Source organism: Halanaerobium kushneri, from assembly GCF_900156285.1.
GTDB lineage: Bacteria > Bacillota > Halanaerobiia > Halanaerobiales > Halanaerobiaceae > Halanaerobium > Halanaerobium kushneri.
Genome location: NZ_FTNC01000020.1, coordinates 1 through 20,206, shown reverse-complemented (window position 1 = coordinate 20,206; position 20,206 = coordinate 1). Strand labels below are relative to the sequence as shown.

Annotated in this window: 15 protein-coding genes; all 15 read right to left on the bottom strand. The window is 32.3% G+C overall.

Annotated features, from left to right (window positions below):
- Positions 1–22: 22 nt before the first annotated feature.
- Positions 23–952, bottom strand: a complete 930-nt coding sequence (locus tag BW929_RS11630; protein ID WP_076545662.1) for a carbohydrate ABC transporter permease — start codon at positions 950–952, stop codon at positions 23–25.
- A gap of 91 nt (positions 953–1,043) precedes the next feature.
- On the bottom strand, positions 1,044–2,309 hold the full coding sequence (locus BW929_RS11625; protein ID WP_076545661.1) for an ABC transporter substrate-binding protein: 1,266 nt from the start codon (positions 2,307–2,309) through the stop codon (positions 1,044–1,046).
- A gap of 183 nt (positions 2,310–2,492) precedes the next feature.
- Positions 2,493–4,076, bottom strand: a complete 1,584-nt coding sequence (locus tag BW929_RS11620) for a response regulator transcription factor (protein ID WP_076545660.1) — start codon at positions 4,074–4,076, stop codon at positions 2,493–2,495.
- A gap of 64 nt (positions 4,077–4,140) precedes the next feature.
- Positions 4,141–5,919 (bottom strand): sensor histidine kinase, encoded by a 1,779-nt coding sequence (locus BW929_RS11615; RefSeq protein ID WP_076545659.1) that lies wholly within the window; start codon positions 5,917–5,919, stop codon positions 4,141–4,143.
- 116 nt (positions 5,920–6,035) lie between these two features.
- The gene (locus tag BW929_RS11610) at positions 6,036–8,720 is read right to left on the bottom strand and encodes an MGH1-like glycoside hydrolase domain-containing protein (protein ID WP_076545658.1); all 2,685 of its coding nucleotides are present in this window, start codon (positions 8,718–8,720) and stop codon (positions 6,036–6,038) included.
- A gap of 135 nt (positions 8,721–8,855) precedes the next feature.
- Positions 8,856–9,875 carry a Gfo/Idh/MocA family protein gene (locus BW929_RS11605; protein WP_076545657.1) on the bottom strand — a complete coding sequence of 340 codons (1,020 nt, stop codon included), beginning with the start codon at positions 9,873–9,875 and terminating at the stop codon, positions 8,856–8,858.
- A gap of 58 nt (positions 9,876–9,933) precedes the next feature.
- Entirely contained in the window at positions 9,934–11,091 is a 1,158-nt protein-coding gene (locus BW929_RS11600; protein WP_076545656.1) for a Gfo/Idh/MocA family protein, read from the bottom strand.
- 7 nt (positions 11,092–11,098) lie between these two features.
- Positions 11,099–12,013 carry a sugar phosphate isomerase/epimerase family protein gene (locus BW929_RS11595; protein WP_076545655.1) on the bottom strand — a complete coding sequence of 305 codons (915 nt, stop codon included), beginning with the start codon at positions 12,011–12,013 and terminating at the stop codon, positions 11,099–11,101.
- A gap of 156 nt (positions 12,014–12,169) precedes the next feature.
- Positions 12,170–13,465 carry an oxidoreductase gene (locus tag BW929_RS11590; RefSeq protein WP_076545654.1) on the bottom strand — a complete coding sequence of 432 codons (1,296 nt, stop codon included), beginning with the start codon at positions 13,463–13,465 and terminating at the stop codon, positions 12,170–12,172.
- Positions 13,466–13,476: 11 nt separating this feature from the next.
- Positions 13,477–14,139, bottom strand: a complete 663-nt coding sequence (locus BW929_RS11585) for an MgtC/SapB family protein (protein ID WP_076545653.1) — start codon at positions 14,137–14,139, stop codon at positions 13,477–13,479.
- Between the two features lie 9 nt (positions 14,140–14,148).
- Positions 14,149–15,822 carry a hypothetical protein gene (locus BW929_RS11580; protein ID WP_076545652.1) on the bottom strand — a complete coding sequence of 558 codons (1,674 nt, stop codon included), beginning with the start codon at positions 15,820–15,822 and terminating at the stop codon, positions 14,149–14,151.
- Between the two features lie 27 nt (positions 15,823–15,849).
- Positions 15,850–16,623, bottom strand: coding sequence for a hypothetical protein (locus tag BW929_RS11575; RefSeq protein WP_076545651.1), 774 nt, complete (start codon positions 16,621–16,623; stop codon positions 15,850–15,852).
- A gap of 2 nt (positions 16,624–16,625) precedes the next feature.
- Positions 16,626–17,156, bottom strand: coding sequence for an HAD family hydrolase (locus BW929_RS11570; protein WP_084566197.1), 531 nt, complete (start codon positions 17,154–17,156; stop codon positions 16,626–16,628).
- Between the two features lie 16 nt (positions 17,157–17,172).
- Positions 17,173–19,902, bottom strand: coding sequence for an alpha-mannosidase (locus tag BW929_RS11565; RefSeq protein ID WP_076545650.1), 2,730 nt, complete (start codon positions 19,900–19,902; stop codon positions 17,173–17,175).
- 36 nt (positions 19,903–19,938) lie between these two features.
- On the bottom strand, positions 19,939–20,206 hold a 268-nt coding region (locus BW929_RS11560; protein ID WP_143414041.1), incomplete at its 5' end, for an integrase core domain-containing protein.

Here is a 20,206-nt window from a genome sequence, read left to right as displayed (position 1 = left end):
TAACTCCTTCACCTCCAAATTATCAAGTATAATTAACCCATTTTTCTTCTTTTTTAAACTGGAAAATAGTTATCGCTAAAACAATAAAGAATAAAACAAAGGCAATCGCAGAAGCATAGCCAAATCTATTATAGACAAATGCCTGATTGTAAATATAATAAACTAAAACATTACTGGAACGACCCGGCCCCCCACTCGTCATAACCATAACCTGAGTAAAGACCTTAAATGATCCGATTAAAAGCATAATACTGACAAAAAATGTAGTAGGTGTTAACATCGGCAGGGTAACATATCTAAATTTCTGCCAGGAGTTTGCTCCATCAATTGTAGCCGCTTCATAAAGATGAGATGGTATTCCCTGCAGACCTGCTAGATAAATAACCATATAGTATCCTATCTGTTTCCAGACACTCATAATAATAATTGCGATCATCGACCAGTCAGTTGAAGCAGTCCAGCCTGGTGGATTATTAACTCCCATATTTCTTAAAAAGTTGTTGATAGGACCCATAGATGGACTATAAAGCATGTTCCAGACTATAGCCACTGCCACCATCGAAGTAATATAGGGAATAAAATACATTGTTCTTAAAAATTTAACACCTTTTATAATTTTATTTAATAAAATTGCCAGTCCCAGGGAAATAATCATAGTTGAAGGTACTGAGACAAGAGTAAAGAAAAATGTATTTTTAAGCGCAATCAAAAAGGTCTGATCTGTAAACATATAAGTGAAATTTTTGAGACCAACAAATCTCATTGGATTTGAAAAATCCCAGCGCACAAAACAAAGAAAAAAAGCAATTGCTACAGGTATCAAAGTGAAAATAAAAAAACCGATAAAATTAGGTAGCAGAAAAAAATAAGCAGTTTTTCTATTTTTACTTACCATTGCTCCAGAATCACTGCTTTTAAAAATATTATTAAAGAAATTTTTGATTGATTTCATAATTTCCGGTTTCCCGGTCACCTCCTGTTGCTATTTAATAAACTGGACGAGCTAATAATTAACTCGTCCAGTTGACTTACTATTTATCAGTTTACCAGTTTAATTCCATATCTATTCTTCTTTCAATATTATCAATACCCTCATCTATTGAGACTTCATCTAACATAATTAATTCATGTTCTTCCTGAATGATGGAACTAATTACACCAGCATTAGGTGCAGGAGGAAATTCTAAGAGTAATTTTTTAGCTTCAAGTGCTGCAGCAGAATTTTCTGGGAATCCATCTGCAGAGGTATATACATCAAGAACATCTTTAGTTTTTACTGCAGGTAGTACACCGTGTTTAGCAAAAATCTTGGCACCTTCTTCACTTCCTGCAAACTTAATGAACTTCCAGGCCTCCTCTTTTTTATCACTATTAGAATTGATAGCCATTGGAGTTACGATAGAAATTGCTGTATCAGGTTCTTCCATATCAGCCCAGTGAGGAGACTTGGCAATTCCCCAGTTAACATCATGTCTTCCCGCTTTTTTATCAGAAATAAGTGCTCCAATATTCCAGGTTCCTATATAAACCATTCCAACTTTTCCAGACTCAAATTGGGTTCTGTAATGAGCACTAGATGTTGTTGCTTCACCATAAGGCATTACAGATTCATCTTCATACTGCATTTTTAAGTAAAGTTCATAACCAGGTTTTAAGAAATCATAATCTTCTCCATTTGCAAGAGTAGTTGCCCCTTCTTCTTTTAGTACTCCTAAGTTTGTTGCTAAAGACATCCATGGTTGAATAAAAGCACCATATGTTTTATCACTACCTGAACCACTGGTTACAGCAGCAGCCTTTTCTCTAAATTCTGGCCAGGTCATATCGTTTGTTGGGTATTCGACACCGGCTGCATCAAAGATATCTTTATTATAGAATAAAATCCAGTTATCAGTTCTGAATGGAATAGCATAGTACTCACCATCAATTTTAATTTCTTCCATCAGACCACTGTAAATTGAAGTATCCAGATTATCTCTTTCAATATAATCATTTAGAGGTTCCAGGTGATTCATACTGATAAAATTAGAGTATCCAGGCATATCTTTAACAGCAAAAACATCAAGATCTTCTCCACCTGAAAGCATTACTGTAAGCTTATCACCATAATCCTGAGATGTAACATCTACAACCTCAACATCAATATCCGGATTTTTCTCTTCAAAAGTATTAATTAACTCATGGTACTCCGGAGACATCTCATAATCCCATAAAACCACTCGAATGGTTGTCTGAGCGGCTACAGATAAAGTTGCCAGCAATAAAATTGAAACTAAAAAAATTGAACTAAAAACAAAAGTCTTTTTCATTAATTTTTCTCCCCCTTAATATTTTTTATTCTAAATTTATTATATATTTTTAAAGCTCGGGGATAAATGCAGTATCTTAATAATTAATATACAAATCTAATTAATTTTAAGATATTAAATTTTCTAAAAATAAAAAGTTGACTTTTTTGTACTTTTTTTAGATTTCATACAAAAATTTAATATTTATTTGCTTTTTCTATATTCAGTGGGACTTATACCAGTAACTTTTTTGAAAACACGGCTAAAATAATATGGATTATTATAACCTGTTTGATCTGCTATCTGATAAATTTTTAATCCCTTATTTCTCAACAATTTTTTTGCTTCAGAAATTCTTAGTTGATTTAAATATTCAGTAAAACTAATCCCGCTCTTTTCTTTAAATAGATGGCTCAAATAACCTGAACTAACATTTATTTCTTTAGCTGTATGTTCCAGGCTGATTTCCTGATTAAAATTGTGCTTAAGATATTTTTTTGCCTTTAAGATAAGATGATTATCCTTCTTTTTATCTATATACTGCTTAAGATTTTCGGTTAGAATCTGAAGCCAGCTGATTAAATCCCTATTATTGGTTATCGAATCTATATTCTGATATAAATTATTACTTTCAAAGAACTGGCCTATTATTTCTTGCTCCAGATTTTTTTCTAAAGAAGCTGCAATTTTAAAATAAAGGTTAAATGCATTATTTCTACTTAAATAATTCTGCTTAATTTTAGCAATTATTTTTTTCAGCAACATTACAGCCTTTTCTATTTCTCTATACTCCAGACTTTCATCAAATTCTATCACAAAATTTTTAATATACTCTGAAGTTTGCAGATTAGTCTTTTGGGGCAAGTTTTGATAATAAATTGCATTCCCTTCTACACATCTAAAGCTGTAATTTAAACATTCCGAGCATTCAACAAAAGCCTCACTTAATTGAAGATAATTATTTTTTAAGCTGCTGGCAGCAGTGGTAACTGAAAGAGAAAAGTAATTTTTAATCATTTTGTGCAGACGTAAATTCAACCTAGAGATTTTCTCTTTTTCAGTTTCCAAATCATTCTCTAAATTTAAAAAAACTACAATCTCACCCCAGTTATTCATAAAAACTGTTGAATTATAAAAATCACCAACAATTTCTTCAACTATATTAATAATTGAGTCTTCATAAAGATTTATATCTCCCTGACTAAATTTTTTTAATACATCCTTATCCTTTATTTTAATTGTCAAACATAATATTTTTTCTTCTTTTAGATTAATTTTTAAATTTTCAAAAAGTTTTTTAATTTGATTTTGATCTGAAATTATTCCTGCCAGTATTTTATGTAATGTTTTTTTCTTTACTTCTTCTAATTTGCTTTTATTTTTTTTATTACTCTCCAAATCAGATTTGTTTTCTTTTGCCTTCTCAACAGCACTATTCAGAGCATTCACAAGTTCTTTTTCCTCTAATTCAAGCTTAAGCAGATAATCAACTGCTCCCAGTTTCATAGCTTTTTTAACCAGTTCAAAATCATCAAAACTACTTAACACAATAAATTCCGTATTTAAATTTAGGTCTTTAACTTCTTTGATTAAAGTTATTCCATCCTTAATCGGCATCTTAATATCGACAATTACTATTTCTGGCTGCTTTTCTTTAATCAATTTTAAGCCTTCTTTTCCATTAGAAGCTTCAGCAATAATTTGATATCCATATTCATCCCAGTTAATTAAAGATTTAAGTCCAACTCTAACTAATACTTCATCATCAATCAACATTACCTTAATCATCCTGGCTTCCTCCCGGGTATCTTTTCTAATTCTATAAATTTAATAAAATATTTTGTTATCTTTATTAAAAATTTATTGGTAATATAGCAATTACTTCTGTAAACTCTTCCTCTTTACTATTAATTTTTAATCCAAATTCATTTCCATAATTCATTTTTATTCTCTCTTGAACATTTTGAATACCAATACCATTTAAACCATGTTTATGTTCCACTTCTTCATTCTTATTCAAAATTTTAGCAATCTCTTCCTTGCTCATACCAATTCCATTATCAAAAACAGTAATCTTCATTCTGGGCTTATCTTCAAGATTAAATATTTTTTCAGCTCTAATTTTTATTAAATCTGCCTCTTCTTTAGGTTCTATTCCGTGAAAAATAGCATTCTCAACTAAGGGCTGTAAAATAAACTTGATAATTTTAGCCTTTAATAAGTCAGAATCCTTAATTTCTTTTTTGAATTTTATTTTACCACTGTAGCGGATGTCCTGGATATAAATATAATCATCAAGAATATCCAACTCTTCCTGCAGAGTAATCTCCTTATTTGTATCTGCAGAAAGATTGCGCAGCAGTCTTCCTAAGGCAACTACCATTTTTTTTATGCCCTCTGCACCATGTACAGCAGCCATCCACTTAATAGAATTAAGCGTATTATATAAAAAATGAGGGTTTATTTGATTCTGTAGTGCTTTTAATTCAAATTTTCTTTTTTCCTCTTCTTCCTCCACCATTTTATCCATTAAAATTTTTATACTTTCTGTCATAGTATTAATCTTTGAACCCAGAATTCCTAATTCATCCTGGCCTTCAATATGTTTATTTTTATCAAATACTCCCAGAGAAATTTGATTTACCTGTCGGATAATTTTTTTGAGAGGTTCGGTTAAATTTGAAGAAAGATAAACTGTTAAAATAGAAGTTAATATCAAACTAATCAGAAAAATAATTAGCGAAGTATGCAGTAAAACTTTATTTTGTTCTGCCAGAACATTCATTGGCAGAACTTCAACTACAGACCAATCATTCTGATCCAATTTATGATGAATATAAAGGGTATCAATTCCTTCATTTTCAATTTTAAAATAACCATATTTCTGGTTTAGAATGTTTTTAACCTCTGTTTGAGATTGATGACTCTCTATAATTTCATTTTTATGCTCTGAAGCTAGAATATTATTATGATGATCAATAGTATAATATTTTTTTACCTCATAATTATTACTGCTGTTATAAATATCAGTAATTAAGCTTTCTTTAAAAGCAACAAAAACCCAGCCAATTTTTTTATATAAAGTAGTATCGAAAATAGGTCGGATAACAGGTATTACATTATCATAATTACTAATTAGGGCAGGATTTTCAATCAAACCCGGCCAGTAAACAGAATTATCAGCTTTAGTACCTTTTTCAAACCAGCTCTGTGATTTAATATCTTCAATTTCAATCATTGATCCATCCGTAGCTAGTTTAAAAGATTTTCCGTTATCTCCAACAATAATTAAAGAAGCAACATAATTTTCCAGGGGTGAATTATTAAGATGAAGGTTTATTTGTTTATAAATTTCGAGATCTTCTTTGGAAGTTTTTAAATAATTATTACTCAACAAATCATTAAAATTGGAATTTAAATAAAACCAGTCGGTAAACTGATTAGCCATTGTAATTCTTTCTTCCACATTATTCTTTATATAATTAAGATCAGTGACAGCTGTTTCAAGAATGTTTTCTTCATAAAGATTGCTGGTATTGTAATAATAAAAAAATGTTATAAGCATTGAGGGAATAATTGTAACAAAAATAAAATATAAAATTATGCGATTTTTTAGTTTTTTGATTTTCATTTTGGATTCTCCAGACTTAACTTTGGTTTAATTAAAAAAATAATTTTTTATAGGCTACTTAAATATAATTCTATAATCTGGTTAAGAATCCTCTTATATATAATAGATTAAACAAATTAATGGATAACCTTTAGTTCTCCTTCTAATAAACCACCAGGAATTTTTATAATTAACAGACCAGGTTTCAAATTCTGATATTCAATAGTCTTTCCATTCCAGGTGACTCTATACGAATTACCTGAATTAAGGGAAACAATAATACTTACTCCGTCATTATTATCAAATATTCTAAGTCGGGCTGTCAGTGAGCTGTTCTTGTCATTAAATTCCTGGCTGATAACCCAAACATTAAAACCTGTAGTTAATTTCCCAGGGGTAAAATAAGCCGCAAACCAGCTTAATACAGGTGTCGAAAGTCCACCAAAATGATGCCAGCCCGCTCCTCGTTCTGACTGCAGGAGAAAATGTTCAAAACAAGAATATGATTTATCTACCTCTTTCTTCCAGAGTTCTAGACCTGTAACTGCAATTTTATAGGCCAAATCAGCTCTATTTAAATCCAGCATTGTTTTCCAGATAAACCATTGATGAGGCATCCAGACTGAACCGTTCCAGTAGCCATCATTTTTATAATAAGGAGCGCTCTTATCTACTGTAGAGATTCCAATTTCTGTCCACATTCTTTCTCTAGAAAACAATTTATTAATTAACTTTTTTTCCTGCTCTTGATTACAAATTCCTGCTACAAGTGGATAAACTCCATCCAGTCCCATATTATAATTTTTACCTGATTTATCTTTTAAAATCTTCTTAGCTTTTCCATCTTGATCATGAATAACATAGGAAAAATAACCAGATTCTTCATCCCAGGAATGTTTTTGAAGAGACTTAGTAAAGATATCTATATCTTGATTAAATTCTTCTATATCTGCTTTCAGACCAAGCTCATAGGCAGCCATTTTTAATATTTTAGCAGTTCGTATTGCCTGGGCGGTATTTATTACAGGAGCCACTCTATCTTCCAGGTTCTGTTCATGGACATAGACCTGAGCTGGATAATCATCCCAGCCACCAGAATTATAGAAATAGTCCCATGTTTTTAAAAGATTTGATTTTAATTTCCTGGTGGTTGAACTGCCCCATCTACCAGCTAAAAACTGGTGATACTGTTTTAAACGTGGATAAAAATACTGTAAAAATTTTTTTGAACGTAATCTATTCCATAATTCTAAGAATAAATAAAACTGAACTGGCACTGGACTCCCATGATGAATAAAAGCTGAATGTTGATCGCCCGGATCAGTCAAATAGGTATTGAGACATTCGACAGCCTTCTCTGCATCGAGTTCGGTCAAACCCAGACCAATAAAACCAGAATCCCAGGTATATAATGAATCCCACCAGCGCCCTGGAGGATAATGTTTAATATATCCCTTTCTAATATATGTGGGATAGACTATATTTGTCAGAGTTGTTGCAGCCATTTTCTGCTGACTAAACTTATATTTTTCACCTTCAGCTTTATGATCAAAATTAAATATTTTTTTCTGAGCTTTATTGTATATTTGATCCATATTTTTTTTATCTGATTTAAAGTTTTTTAAATACTTTTCAACCTCCTGGCGGCTCCCATTACAAACCATACCATATATAATTTGATTCGAATTAGCTTCTATAGTGATAGGGCGCAGAAAGACATTTGTATAGTGTGATTTTGTCTTTTCACTTTCATCGTCTACTAATTTTTTTGAAACATGGTCATGAACTGTTTCCTTCATAAAAGTATCTAAATTATTAGTCTCAAATTCTCTTATTTCAAAATCTTCATAAGACCACTTAAGTCCATAATATTGATTAATGTTTTCGTATTTTATCAAAAGAGAATTGTTTGTTACTTTTTCTATATTTTCAGGAACTACATTATTTTTTTGGGGGATAAAATTAATGCTGTTTCTATCTTCAAGAGTAGTTATTAAGAAACCGTCTATCTTTATTTCAGCACCGCCAGTAGATATTAATTTGATTTTATGTTCACCCTTAGTAAGATTCTTAAGCTGAATATTTTTAATCTCTACATTATTAGCAGGTGAAAACTCTATTTCCTTTTCTATTATACCTTCTAAATTTAAAGTAAGAATCTGCTCTGATTCATTTTTATATCTGATAATCAAAACAGCATCTTCTATATCTTTTTCTAATTTAAAATTATAATTTGCTCTGTCGCCCAAATCCTTACCAAAATTACGCCCCAATCCTGTACCATCAACAAATTCAGCATCTTGAACCTCTCCCCTTAATAAACCATCAGGCATTAAATTATCTTGAGGTTCCGGACTCGAATATTTTAGTTCATTATAATCTAAAGCATTTATCCAAACAAAATCAACTTCAGCATCTAATTTATATGATTCTCTGTCAGGATAATTAATATATCCCATCAAGTGTAATACGATGTTCTGAATTGAGTCTGTTTGATTAACACAATTACATCTAATCAATCTTGATTGACTATCAATTTCTGAATAAGAAATATCACAATAAAGCTGATCCTTCCATTCCAGTTGATGACGATTAGAATAATATCTTAAATCAGAGGCGGCTTCCCAAGGATGATAATCAGATTCCCATCTTACATTAGGAATCTTAACTTTTCTTCTATAATAACCGGGAAAAACACTGAGGTCGAATCGAATCCCTTTTTTGGGGTCAGCTATATGTGAAATACCAAGGTATTTTTTTGTATAGGGTCCCCAGTCTGACAGCTGAAGATCATAACTGTTTTCTAACTTATCAAAATTCATAATTATCACATCCTCATGATTTTTTACAATAATTATTATAAATTCTTTAACTACTTAATTGAAAGCCCTGTTCTTCTAAATTTAAAAAGAACAGGGCTTTCCCAAGGAAGAAACAATTTATTTAGTAAAATTAAATTAATTATTTGATAGATAACACTTTTTCTGATTAATTGCTGATTGGTTTATATATTGGATTAACTCTAATGTTTTTAAACCTTCTGTAGCATTTACAGTTTCAGTATAATAGCCTGCAATTATGTCCTGATAAAAAGTTTTAATCAATTTATAGTGACTGTTTCCCCAGTATGATTTATATTTTCCTCCACTGGTTGTATTAATAATGGATTTACTTTCTTTATTATCAGTAATTAATAACTGATCGTCAAAAAGTCTTAAGCTTCCTTTTCCACAATCAATTACAATTTCCACCGGACTATTTTGACTAAAAGTATTAGTTGCATAAAAAATTCCAACTGCACCGTTTTCAAAATATAAAGTTGCTTCTGCTGTATCTTCCACCTCTATTATTTCATTTAAAACTCTAGTATCAACATTACCTTTAATAGCTTTTACAGGGCCAACAAACCACTGCATTAAATCAAGAGTGTGGATTGCCTGATTGATTAAAACTCCTCCGCCTTCAGTTTTATAATACCCCTTCCAATCATCTTTAAGATAATACTCCTGATCACGATGCCAGGTCACAAAACCTTTAATACCTTTTATTTTACCAAGTCTGCCACTTTCAAGTATGTTTTTAGCCTGCTGATTATTATTATTAAAACGATTCTGAAAGCAGACTCCCAGTTTTGTCTGACTTTTACTAAGAGTTTCAATAATTTTATTACCTTCTTTATAATTTAAAGCCAGAGGTTTTTCAACCAAAACATTGACCCCTGCTTCTAAAAATTTTACAGCCATTGGGCTGTGTAAAAAATGGGGAGTACAGATATGAACCACATCAATCTTTTTATCTAAAAGCTCTTCATACTCAATTATATAATCACAATTATATCCTTCCGCTGCATTACGAGCTCTTTTTTCTCTAATATCAACAACATATTTTAATTCTGCATTTTCTAGCTCTTGCAGAGCATCTGCATGAACTTTATATATATTTCCACAACCAATAATTGCTGATTTTAATTTTTTCATTTAGAGTCACCTTCTAAAAATTAAGTTTGTACTCAAACATCAAATTAATATTATACTTTTAAAATGTTCCCTCAACATTCATTGTTTTTACTTCTGTACTTTCTTTAACAAAAGTAGATCTTTCAATTTTTTCATCTAGTTTTCTTTTAAATAAAACCTCATCTATAGGCAGCTCAACCCAGTCATCTGTCCAGGAAGAAAGATGCATTGCATTGGAGATTGTTAATCCTTTAATCCCTTCTTCTCCAGGAGCGATTAATTCTGTTCCATTTATAATTGCATCTATCCAGTTATTTAAAATACCCACATGTTCAGGATCTTCACCCGGAGCAGGTACTTCACATTCCCAGCACTCTGGTCTGCCAAACCCGCCTCTAAACTCTGCATTAAATTCTCTTTCCGGAGTTCTTAATCTTCTAAAGATAATCTCATCATTTTCTACAATTATCTTACCCTTATTCCCTGTAATCTCAAGACGGTTTGTTTCCGGAGCTATCCCTGTTGAAGTAACAAAGACCCCGGTAGCTCCATTCTCATATTCTAAATAAGCTGTAACATCATCTTCTACTTCAATATGGTGATACTTACCGTTTTCAGCAAAAGCTCTTATTTTTTTCGGCATCCCAAAGATCCACTGCCATAAGTCAAGCTGATGGGGATCTTGATTTAATAAAACTCCTCCACCTTCACCTTCCCAGGTTGCTCTCCAGCCGCCATTGTCATAATAGCTTTGAGAACGGTACCAGTCAATTATCCAGTTTATTCTTTTTATTTCACCCAGCTCATCAGAGTCAACAAGGTCTTTAAGTTTTTGATAAATGGCTCTTGTCCTTTGATTATACATAATACCAAAAACTTTATCTGTCTTTTGAGCAGCTTCGTTCATCTCTCTTACTGCTTTTGTATAAACTCCAGCCGGCTTTTCAATTAGAACATGGAGATCCTTTTCAAAAGCTTTTATAGCTAAAGGAGGATGATCATAATGGGGGGTAGCAATAAAGACTGCCTCAATATCTGCCCTTCGATAAAATTCTTCTTGATCAGAAAAACATTCAACTTCTGCTCCCAGATTAGTTTCAGCCCATTGAAGTCTGGCAGGTTCAATATCACAGACAGCTGTCAGCCTGGCGTTTTTCACCCTGCCCTCTAATATAGATTTAGCATGACTGCTGCCCATATTTCCAATTCCGATAATTCCAAGCTTAATTTCTTCCATCTGCTCTCTATTCCTCCTTCAGTTCACGCCTGATTTCTTCCATTAACTGCATAAATCTTTTTCCATATTCTAAATAAGTATTATATTTTGCATTTGCTTCATTATCATTACGATCTTCATGGTAAACAGCTCCCATATGAGGTTCAATAGAGAAACCACCATCATAACCGCCTTTAAGCAGATCTCTGACAATCTTTTTTACTTCACCATTTCCCTCACCAGGATAGCAATAATTCATTTCCGGAAAAATACCTTCAGTTTTTTTAACAAAAGCTCCATCTTTTATATGCACATAGGCAATTTTATCTTTTAAATGCTGATAAGCTCCCCAGGTTGTCTGTTTTTCATAAGGGGGCTCACCCATCCTATTGTCTGCCATCAGAGGATTGCCTGTGTCAAAAACAATTTTAAAATTGGGAGAATTAATTTCTGCAAGTAATTTATCCATTTTCTCATAAGACTGGGAAAAATAGTTCATACAATTTTCATGTACATAGATAATTCCTGCCTTTTCACACATTTTGACCATCTTTTTTAAATGTTCAATTATTTTTGCTTCCAGCTCAGGGTTATCTGGAGAGAGATCCTTTGGAATACCATAGCTCATTCCTCTAATCATTTTAGTACCCAGTTTCTGCATTCTGGGGATAGCTCTTTTAAGTTCCTCCATACTCTTTTTAAAAGATTCTTCATCTCTGGGATCTTTACCCCAGTTGGCAACAGCACTGCCAAAACAGTTGACTTTAATCCCGGCGGCATTTAATTTCTGATATACCTCTTCAAATTTTTCGTCACTGATATCGGTGAGATTTGTACCATCAATACTGCGAGATTCTATATAATCCCAGCCCAGTTCTTTGGTAACTTCTATCTGTTTTTCCATAGAATCTGCTGCTTCATCAGTAAAACCAGTATAATACATTTTTATTCCTCCCAATTTAATGTAAATAACTTTAAATATTTTTCAATTTATTCGAAAATTAAATCTATAATCAATTATACAATAATAATCGATTTTTCGCTTTGAGATTACTGCTTTTATTATTGCAAATCTTTAGGTATCTGTTGCTAACATATTTTATTTCTTTCTTTGTATTAAACTTTTATATAAAGGGAGATATTCTTCCTGATCTCTAATTACACAACCGGAATTTTCTCTAGCAGCTTTTAATTCTGCGCATTTACTGCAAGTTATACAAACTTTTTGAGAACTCAGTTCATTCTTCTCAATTATATCCTGAGCAAAATCTGGATATGCAAATGCCATCCTACCAAATCCAGCCATAGTTATCCAACCATTTTTGATCATGGCCGAAATAATATCTGGAGCTAACTGTCTGAACCAGCTAAAGCCTGTACCTATTACTGTACCCGAAAAATTTTCCTGAGTAAATTTATTTAACTTCATTAATCTAATTACTCCTGTTAAAGGCTCTTCAGGTGATTTATAATTACCTTTATCAAAGGGCCTATTAATATGTGGTTTTAAATAGGGTGTACTTGCTGTTACATTAATAATTTCTACCCCAAGCTGATCCAAATCTTTTAAAAGTCTTTTAGATTCATTTAATTTTGCTTTTCCCCTATCATCTGTAGACCAGCCATCTGGATAGGGAATAGCATCATAAATATTCAGTCTGACCGCCAGATCAATCTCAACATTTTTCTTGACAAGTTTTATTACATCTTTGAGAAATCTTGTTCTATTATGATAACTGCCACCAAATTTACCCTCTCTTTTATGGGCAGCCAAAATTTCTGACAGTAGATAACGATGACAGCTTTTTATATCTACAGCATCAAAACCAGCTTCTTTTGCCAGACGGGCTGCTTTTAAATAATCATATTTTAACTTTTCTAATTCAGAATCACTCATTTTATGGAAATCGTTTTCAGAAAAGGTAATAGGATCAAGACATTCATCTCTAAATATAATATTGTTTTTTTCACCAAAACGACCTGAATGACTTAACTGAATCACCAGATAAGGATTATTATTTTTTTTTGATGCCTCTTCCTTGATTAATTTATTTAAATTCTTAAAAGCAGTTAGAGTTTTATCATTTAAAAATAGTTGTTTATCATTTGCTCTCCCATTATCATTTACTGCAACTGCCTCCATCCAGATCAGACCAGCTCCACCTCTGGCAAATCTCAAATATCTTCTTTTGGTAAGTTTAGAAGGTGTTCCATCCATTTCAGCATCTGCTCCTTCCATTGGATGAACTGCCAGTCGATTATCTATTTCTCTATTATTAATTAGCAATTTTTCTCTTATTGGATCATAATTTTTTTCTAAATTAATCTCCAGATTACTGGATTCCAATAATTTCTCCAAACTTTCTACTGAACTGAAATCTAATTTTCTTCTCATTGGCATCTCCTCTACTTTTTATTAAATGTTAAAGTAACCTCTTCGATTACTTCTAAATTCATCAACATAGAATTAATTTTTTTTATTTCTTTCTGTCTGGTACTGAACTGGCAGTCAATAATAAAATCACTGGACTCAGAGTCTCTGTAGGTTTTGATAGATTTAATTTTAAAATTATTTTTTTCCATACTCTCATAAAGCACATTGTACACTTCAAGATGTTTATCGTTGGTTCTACAGATTAACTGCTGATCTGTTCTTTTATTGTCACTCTGTTTAATATCGGATAGAAAATATAGGGCGATAAAAACTACCAGAGTGGTTATAATTCCCTGAAAGTAAAATCCTCCACCAATAGCAAGACCAATTGCTGCAGTTGCCCAGAGACTGGCAGCAGTAGTTAAGCCTCTGACATTAGAACCTCTCACCAGAATAGTTCCTGCACCAAGAAAACCTACACCACTTACCACCTGAGCAGCTATTCTTCCTGGATCAGCATCAGCGGCCGGAAAGCTCTGGTAAAGCAAAATTGAAACTATCATAATGGTTGTAGAACCAATACCTACTAAAATATGGGTTCTAAACCCTGCTGGCCTCCCCTGTTTTTCCCGGTCCCAACCAATCAGCCCTGCCATTATAAGACTTAAAATTATTTTTAATATTGTATCAAGCATTTGAACTCCTTATAGTTTCTTAATTTTAAAAGACTTTTTCAGATTGGTAAAAGCTGTATAAAAAATAGTAAAATGATGTTCACTCATTGCTTCAGTCCCGCGCATATCTTCAGTATAAAGGTGCTCAGCAAAAGATGAATCAAGCAGTATAGTATCAGTACCCTGAGTAATTTTAATTTCTCCCTCTTTTGCAGCCAAACTGCTGCCGGCTTTACCCTTCATTAAAAATGAGTCTCCTTCTATTATTGAGTCTGCTGGCAAAATAAACTCTACTTTCAATGGAACCTGATCACAGCCATCTGTATCAATTGTAACTTCAATACCAGCTTCAATTTCTTTAAAATTGAGATTAATATATAAATCAACCTCTCTGCCGATTTTTCGCTGATCATAATTCATTTCACCCCATTCAATTTCCTGTTCTTCCTCAAATGGTAGATAATAAGTACCATGGGCGTGAAATCTCATCTGATAGCTGTCATTGTTTTTCTCTATTTTGCTGGTTTTACACTCTCTCTGCCACTGTTTGTCAACTTTATTTAAGTTAAATTGACCAATTTCAAAAAATGAAGCACTCAATTTTAAAGCAAGAGGTAAAGAATAAGCTTTAAATTCTAAAAACTGAGTACTATTTTCTGTTAAAGTAAAGCTCATATCATCTCTTCTCACTCTTAAAACTCCAGACTGCTGATAAAACTTTTCATAATCTTCTTCTATTTCCTGAGTTGGAACAGAAAAATTTTTTAATTCTGGATTAAACATAAATAAATAGAGAGACTGAGCAAAGGACTGGACATCTGTATTTCTATTATGTCTTTCGATAATTGTCTCAGCCATATAGGAAAATTCTTTGTCATTCAATCGAGCAGCCATATATAAATATAAGTGATAATAATTATCCGGATAGTATTTTTCTCCTTTATCCTGGCGGGTGGAATTACCTGTATAGATAGTTCCATCGGGTTCAATGAATTTCAACATCATTTTTAGATTTCTCTCAACATGGTCCAATAACTCCCAGTTTTTTGTTTCCTCTGCTAGAATTATTAAGGCATTATCATTTACTACATTATAAATACCGGTCGAACGCTCAGTAAATTCCCCATCCTGGTTACAATCAATCCCTTCACCCAGATATTTTTCTGCATTTAATTTAAATTCGTCTATATCCAGAATATTATAGGCCATCATTAAGGCTGAAGCAATGACCCAGCGGTGGTTAGGAGTATGAAAACCTCCTGCAGCCATTCCATAGGCAGCTTTATTAATAATATTTTCCAGTTGATTTTTTATTTCTTTAGCACTATCTTCCCCAAAATTAGTAATTAATTTATGTGATATACAGAGTCTCTGAACCATAAATGCGGTATCTGGACTTGAATAAAAATTCACTGTTAACAAGTCAAAAGTTCCATCTTCCCGCTGAACATTCCCTATATAATCTACAAGCATTTCTATAGATTTAAATAACCCATTATCCTGATAGTAAACAGAATCTTGATTATAATAAGCAGAAAGCATTGCCTTTAGTCCATATATTGAAAACTTTGGGGCCACCAGTCTGCTTTCTAAAGCCTGCAGGCCTCCAAAACCCTTTTTTCCTTTATCTAAAACCTGCATTTTTAATAAATCAGCCACAAGCGAATCAGCACTAGCCAGTACTTTTTGATAATGATTGATCAAAATAAACACCTCATTTATGTATTTTAATTACTCATCTTCTTTACTATCTATTTTAAGTCTCTGCATCCAATAATTTATTCTTTCTGGAATAAGTTTATATAATTTTTTCCAGCTCATTAGTTCTACATCAGTTTTTAAGTCAATAAGTTGATTAAAGTTTAAAGTTGGATTAAAGGCAGATCTTTTCAAATAATCTCTAGCCAGTTCCTCACAGTCTCTATACTTGTTTAATAAACTATCTCCATAAACTCCACCTATTGTCGCTGCCTGACCCGCTCTCTGATTACACTCAGCAGTAACAAATTCCTGCTGCTGCCTGTACCAGTCAGCTGAAGGGGCAAAAGCATGTTTTCCGGGTTGAGAATAACAAAGTAATCCCTCACCACTTTTATAAATTCTAGGGAAGTTAAATTCTTTTTCAGCCGGGCAGTATTTATTTTTCCTATTTTTATTTTTTAAGGCTTTAATCAAGGCTTCTAATTCAGGTGGAGAAGGCCAGAGATTAATATATAGCCCATGGGCACTCCCTTCAAAAGAAATAACTTCTCCTTTCTGATTAACATGGACCCAGAGGTGTTCCAGATCATAGTGATGACCAATATCCCAGTCCCAGTAAATTGCATATTCAATTGTCATTCCATTTTTAGGTGGAGTTAGTTTGCGGCTGAAGGAGGGAGAATCAATTTCTTCCCCCCGGACCACAGTATAACCGACATATAAAGGTAAAAAAGGTTCATTCTCATCAAAAAATATTCTGGGCGCATACCTCCTGGCAATTTCAGGCTCTTTATTATTTTTCATGATTAGACACTTTCTTCAATTTTAGTCAATAAAGGAATAATTTCATCTAAAGTACCAATTTCATAGTCGGGAAATTCAAGTTCTACTTCAGGCTTTTCTTTATACCCATCCTCATCATTCCAGTTAGTCCAAACAGTTATCAGTCCAACCCTGTTTGCTCCCAAAATATCTCTTTCTAAATTATTACCAACCATAATCACCCTATTATAATCTTTTTCAGCTATCTCAAGATCATTTAAAGCTTTTTTAAACATTCTTGGATCTGGTTTTAAACAGCCAACCTCATCTGAAATTGCAAAAGCATCAAAAACATCAAAAAGACCGTGTGCTTTTAAAACATTATTATAAGTTCCCACATAAGTATCTGCTACAAGAGCCAGAGTATATCCCATATCTTTAATTTTCTTTACTGCCTTTTTAGCCCCAGGGATCAGATCTGCTCTTAAAGTAACTCCTTCTGCATCCTTAACTTCTGTTGCTTCTTCCATAATTACATCACCTAAATCTAAAAAAATAGCTTTAATTTTACTCAATTTTTTTCACCTCAATTTATTTTTTGAAAGTAAGTCTAAATGTTTTAATTTCATATGGTTTGATTTCAAAAGTAAAAGAACTATCTTCTTTTATATTAACCTGACTTTCAGAATTTAATTCTTTTTCCATCAGATTAACTTCTTTTACCTCTTTTAATTCTTTAAAAATAGATATCTTATTGACTGATCTCTGACCATAACTGTCAAAAACTCTTAAAATATATCCCTGATTATTTTCTGCTTTTTTGAAAGCTGCAAGAACTAAATTATCCCCTTCAATATTCAACAGGGAAGAATAATTCTGCAGCTGATCATTAATTTTATGAGTAATTGATCTGACTTTTAAAGGAGCATTAAGATTTGTTGCCTCTTCTATTGTCTTCCCTTCCCTAAAATCTCCCTGATGCAAATAGAGTGAATAAGTAAATTCATGTTCTCCCAAATCTGCTTTTGGATCTGGATAAAGTCCTCCCTTTAGTAAAGTAATTCTCATCACATTATTTTTAATATCATAACCATACTTACAGTCATTTAAAAGACTAACACCATAGTTATATTCTGAAAGATCAGCCCATTTATGTGTATAAACTTCAAACTGTGCCTGTTCCCAACTTGTATTATTGGTGGTCGATCTTTCTATATTTCCAAAAGCTATCTCATAATTTGCTTTTGCATTTTTTAAATCAACTGGAAAAGAAGCCTTTAACAATTTTTGCCTTTCCTGCCAGTTGATTTTTGTCTTAAAATCAATCCGACTGCTCTTCTCACTCAGGATTATTTCCTGTTCTATAATTGTATTATTATATTTTTTTCTGATTAAAATTGAATTATAGACCGGACCCTGTTCCTTATAATATATTTCCTGTACATTATTGATAATTACCTTATCAGATTCTTTAATATTGATATCCCAGGCATCATAATAACAGGGTTTCTCTTTAAATAATTCAAATATATTTGCTTCTTCAGCTTCAATTATTTCTCGTTCAACTCTCTTATCATAAATACTGCATAGGTTACCATTTTGATTAATAACTAAACGAAGATGCTCATTTTCCAGACTGAATTTACTAGTATCATTTATTTTCGCTTCTCCTCTTTCAATATTACTTAATTTATATTTCTTATATCCCATTGCTGGAATCAAATCTCTAAAATAATATTTATTATCACATTTCTGAAGCTCAATAATCTCACCATCTTCTGTAATCAGAGAATTTATATCCTTATCATCTTCTTCAATCTGTTCTGGACTCAGACTGATCAAATTATCTCTGGAATAGCTAAAAGGGTTAAAAACAAAAAGTTCTGATTCATCATTACTATCACTGGTATGACTGCTTAAATAATCATAAGAATCATTAATTAATTTTTCTGCAATTTCTTCAGCTTCCTGATAATAATTATAAGCATCTACAACTGCTTCTCTAACACAGGAGCCAGGCAGTATATCATGGAATTGATTTGTCAATAATTTTTTCCAACCCTTCTCCAGCTCTGATAAATCAATTTCTGCTCCAGTTATATCTGCCAGTGAGGAGACTATTTCAGCCTCTCTATATAAATATTCAAGCCGTCTATTATACCTTTTAATTAAAGCCTGGGAAGTATAAGTTCCGCGGTGGCGTTCAAAATATATCTCTCCATTCCAGAGAGGTAGATCATCTGTAATCGAATCTAAAGTGGCAATATCATCTGCAATTTTTCCAGATTCAACTTCAGGTAAAACTGGATTAGCTTTAATTGCCTTTAAATTTTCAAGCATTTCTGAAGTTGCACCGCCACCTCCATCCCCATAACCATAGATAAAATAGGACTTATCCATAATTTTGTTTTCTTTTAACTTGTGCCAGCTTTGATAAATCTTTTCTGCTTCAATTTCAGCAGTTGAACTCTGAGTAGCAAAATAAGATAAAACCTGACTCCCATCTATCCCCTGCCAGCGAAATGCATTATAAGGAAATTCATTAGTAGTGTTCTGTCTTATTTTTGCTGAAGCAAAGTAGTCAATACCTGATTTTTTTAATATCTGGGGTAAAGAAGCTGTAAAACCAAAAGTATCTGGCAACCAGCATATTTCTGGTACCCGGCCAAATTCCTCCTGATAAAATTTCTGACCGTATAAAAGCTGACGAACTAAAGATTCACCAGAGGGTAGATTTGCATCAGGTTCAACCCACATTCCCCCAATCAGCTCCCATCGACCTTCAGCTGCTTTTGCTTTAATTTTTTCAAAAAGATCAGGATAATAATTTTTAACAAAACTATATAATAAAGGCTGACTCTGAAGATAAAAAACATCCTCATATTGATCCATTAATTCAATCGCTGTTGAAAATGTTCTTTTACACTTTCTAATAGTTTCTTTAATTGGCCATTTAAAAGCCACATCCAGATGAGAATTCGCAGTAAAAAAAACTTTACCTGGATAAGCTTTCTTAATTTTACTTAATTTATTTTTTAAGGTCTTTGCTGCTTTTTTTATCATCTTAATATATTCTTTTCTATTATCTTCATGCAGATTAATTATATCAATTGATTTTTCTACAGCCTCTGCTAATAAATATTGATACTGTTCTTCTTCAATAAATTTATATGTTCTAATTGTATTTTTTAGTAAGTAATAATAATCCTTTATAATTTCATTTATCTTAACAAGTCTGGCTTTTTTAAAATAGTGTCGGTAATATTTTTCTCCTGTTTTACGCTGATGACGATTATAATTGCATTGTTTCTGAAAAGTCAAGTAAATTTTAAAAATACTTTTGTAGTCCGAGGTGTTTTATGCAGCAGTTGATTTTCTCTTTCGATTGAGTCGTTTTCTTCTATCAATAGCTGACTGATGTTTTTTCTTTCTTTCATCTATAATTTCATCAGCTTTACCGTTATATTTTTGATCTGGTGTTACATAATCTACACCCTGGTGCAGTCTTTCAGAATTGTAATAGTCAATGAAATCTTCTATATCTTCTCTGGCTTCATAAAAGCTCTGATAGGTTTCTTTTCTATAGACATTCTCATACTTAATTGTCTTATGGAAAACTTCAATT

Excerpts from the sequence above, each read along its gene's own strand:
- BW929_RS11605 (WP_076545657.1), bottom strand. The coding sequence starts at position 9,875 with ATGAAAAAATTAAAATCAGCAATTATTGGTTGTGGAAATATATATAAA.
- BW929_RS11625 (WP_076545661.1), bottom strand. The coding sequence starts at position 2,309 with ATGAAAAAGACTTTTGTTTTTAGTTCAATTTTTTTAGTTTCAATTTTA.
- BW929_RS11590 (WP_076545654.1), bottom strand. The coding sequence starts at position 13,465 with ATGAGAAGAAAATTAGATTTCAGTTCAGTAGAAAGTTTGGAGAAATTA.
- BW929_RS11620 (WP_076545660.1), bottom strand. The coding sequence starts at position 4,076 with ATGATTAAGGTAATGTTGATTGATGATGAAGTATTAGTTAGAGTTGGA.
- BW929_RS11610 (WP_076545658.1), bottom strand. The coding sequence starts at position 8,720 with ATGAATTTTGATAAGTTAGAAAACAGTTATGATCTTCAGCTGTCAGAC.
- BW929_RS11600 (WP_076545656.1), bottom strand. The coding sequence starts at position 11,091 with ATGGAAGAAATTAAGCTTGGAATTATCGGAATTGGAAATATGGGCAGC.
- BW929_RS11585 (WP_076545653.1), bottom strand. The coding sequence starts at position 14,139 with ATGCTTGATACAATATTAAAAATAATTTTAAGTCTTATAATGGCAGGG.
- BW929_RS11595 (WP_076545655.1), bottom strand. The coding sequence starts at position 12,013 with ATGTATTATACTGGTTTTACTGATGAAGCAGCAGATTCTATGGAAAAA.
- BW929_RS11575 (WP_076545651.1), bottom strand. The coding sequence starts at position 16,623 with ATGAAAAATAATAAAGAGCCTGAAATTGCCAGGAGGTATGCGCCCAGA.
- BW929_RS11630 (WP_076545662.1), bottom strand. The coding sequence starts at position 952 with ATGAAATCAATCAAAAATTTCTTTAATAATATTTTTAAAAGCAGTGAT.
- BW929_RS11615 (WP_076545659.1), bottom strand. The coding sequence starts at position 5,919 with ATGAAAATCAAAAAACTAAAAAATCGCATAATTTTATATTTTATTTTT.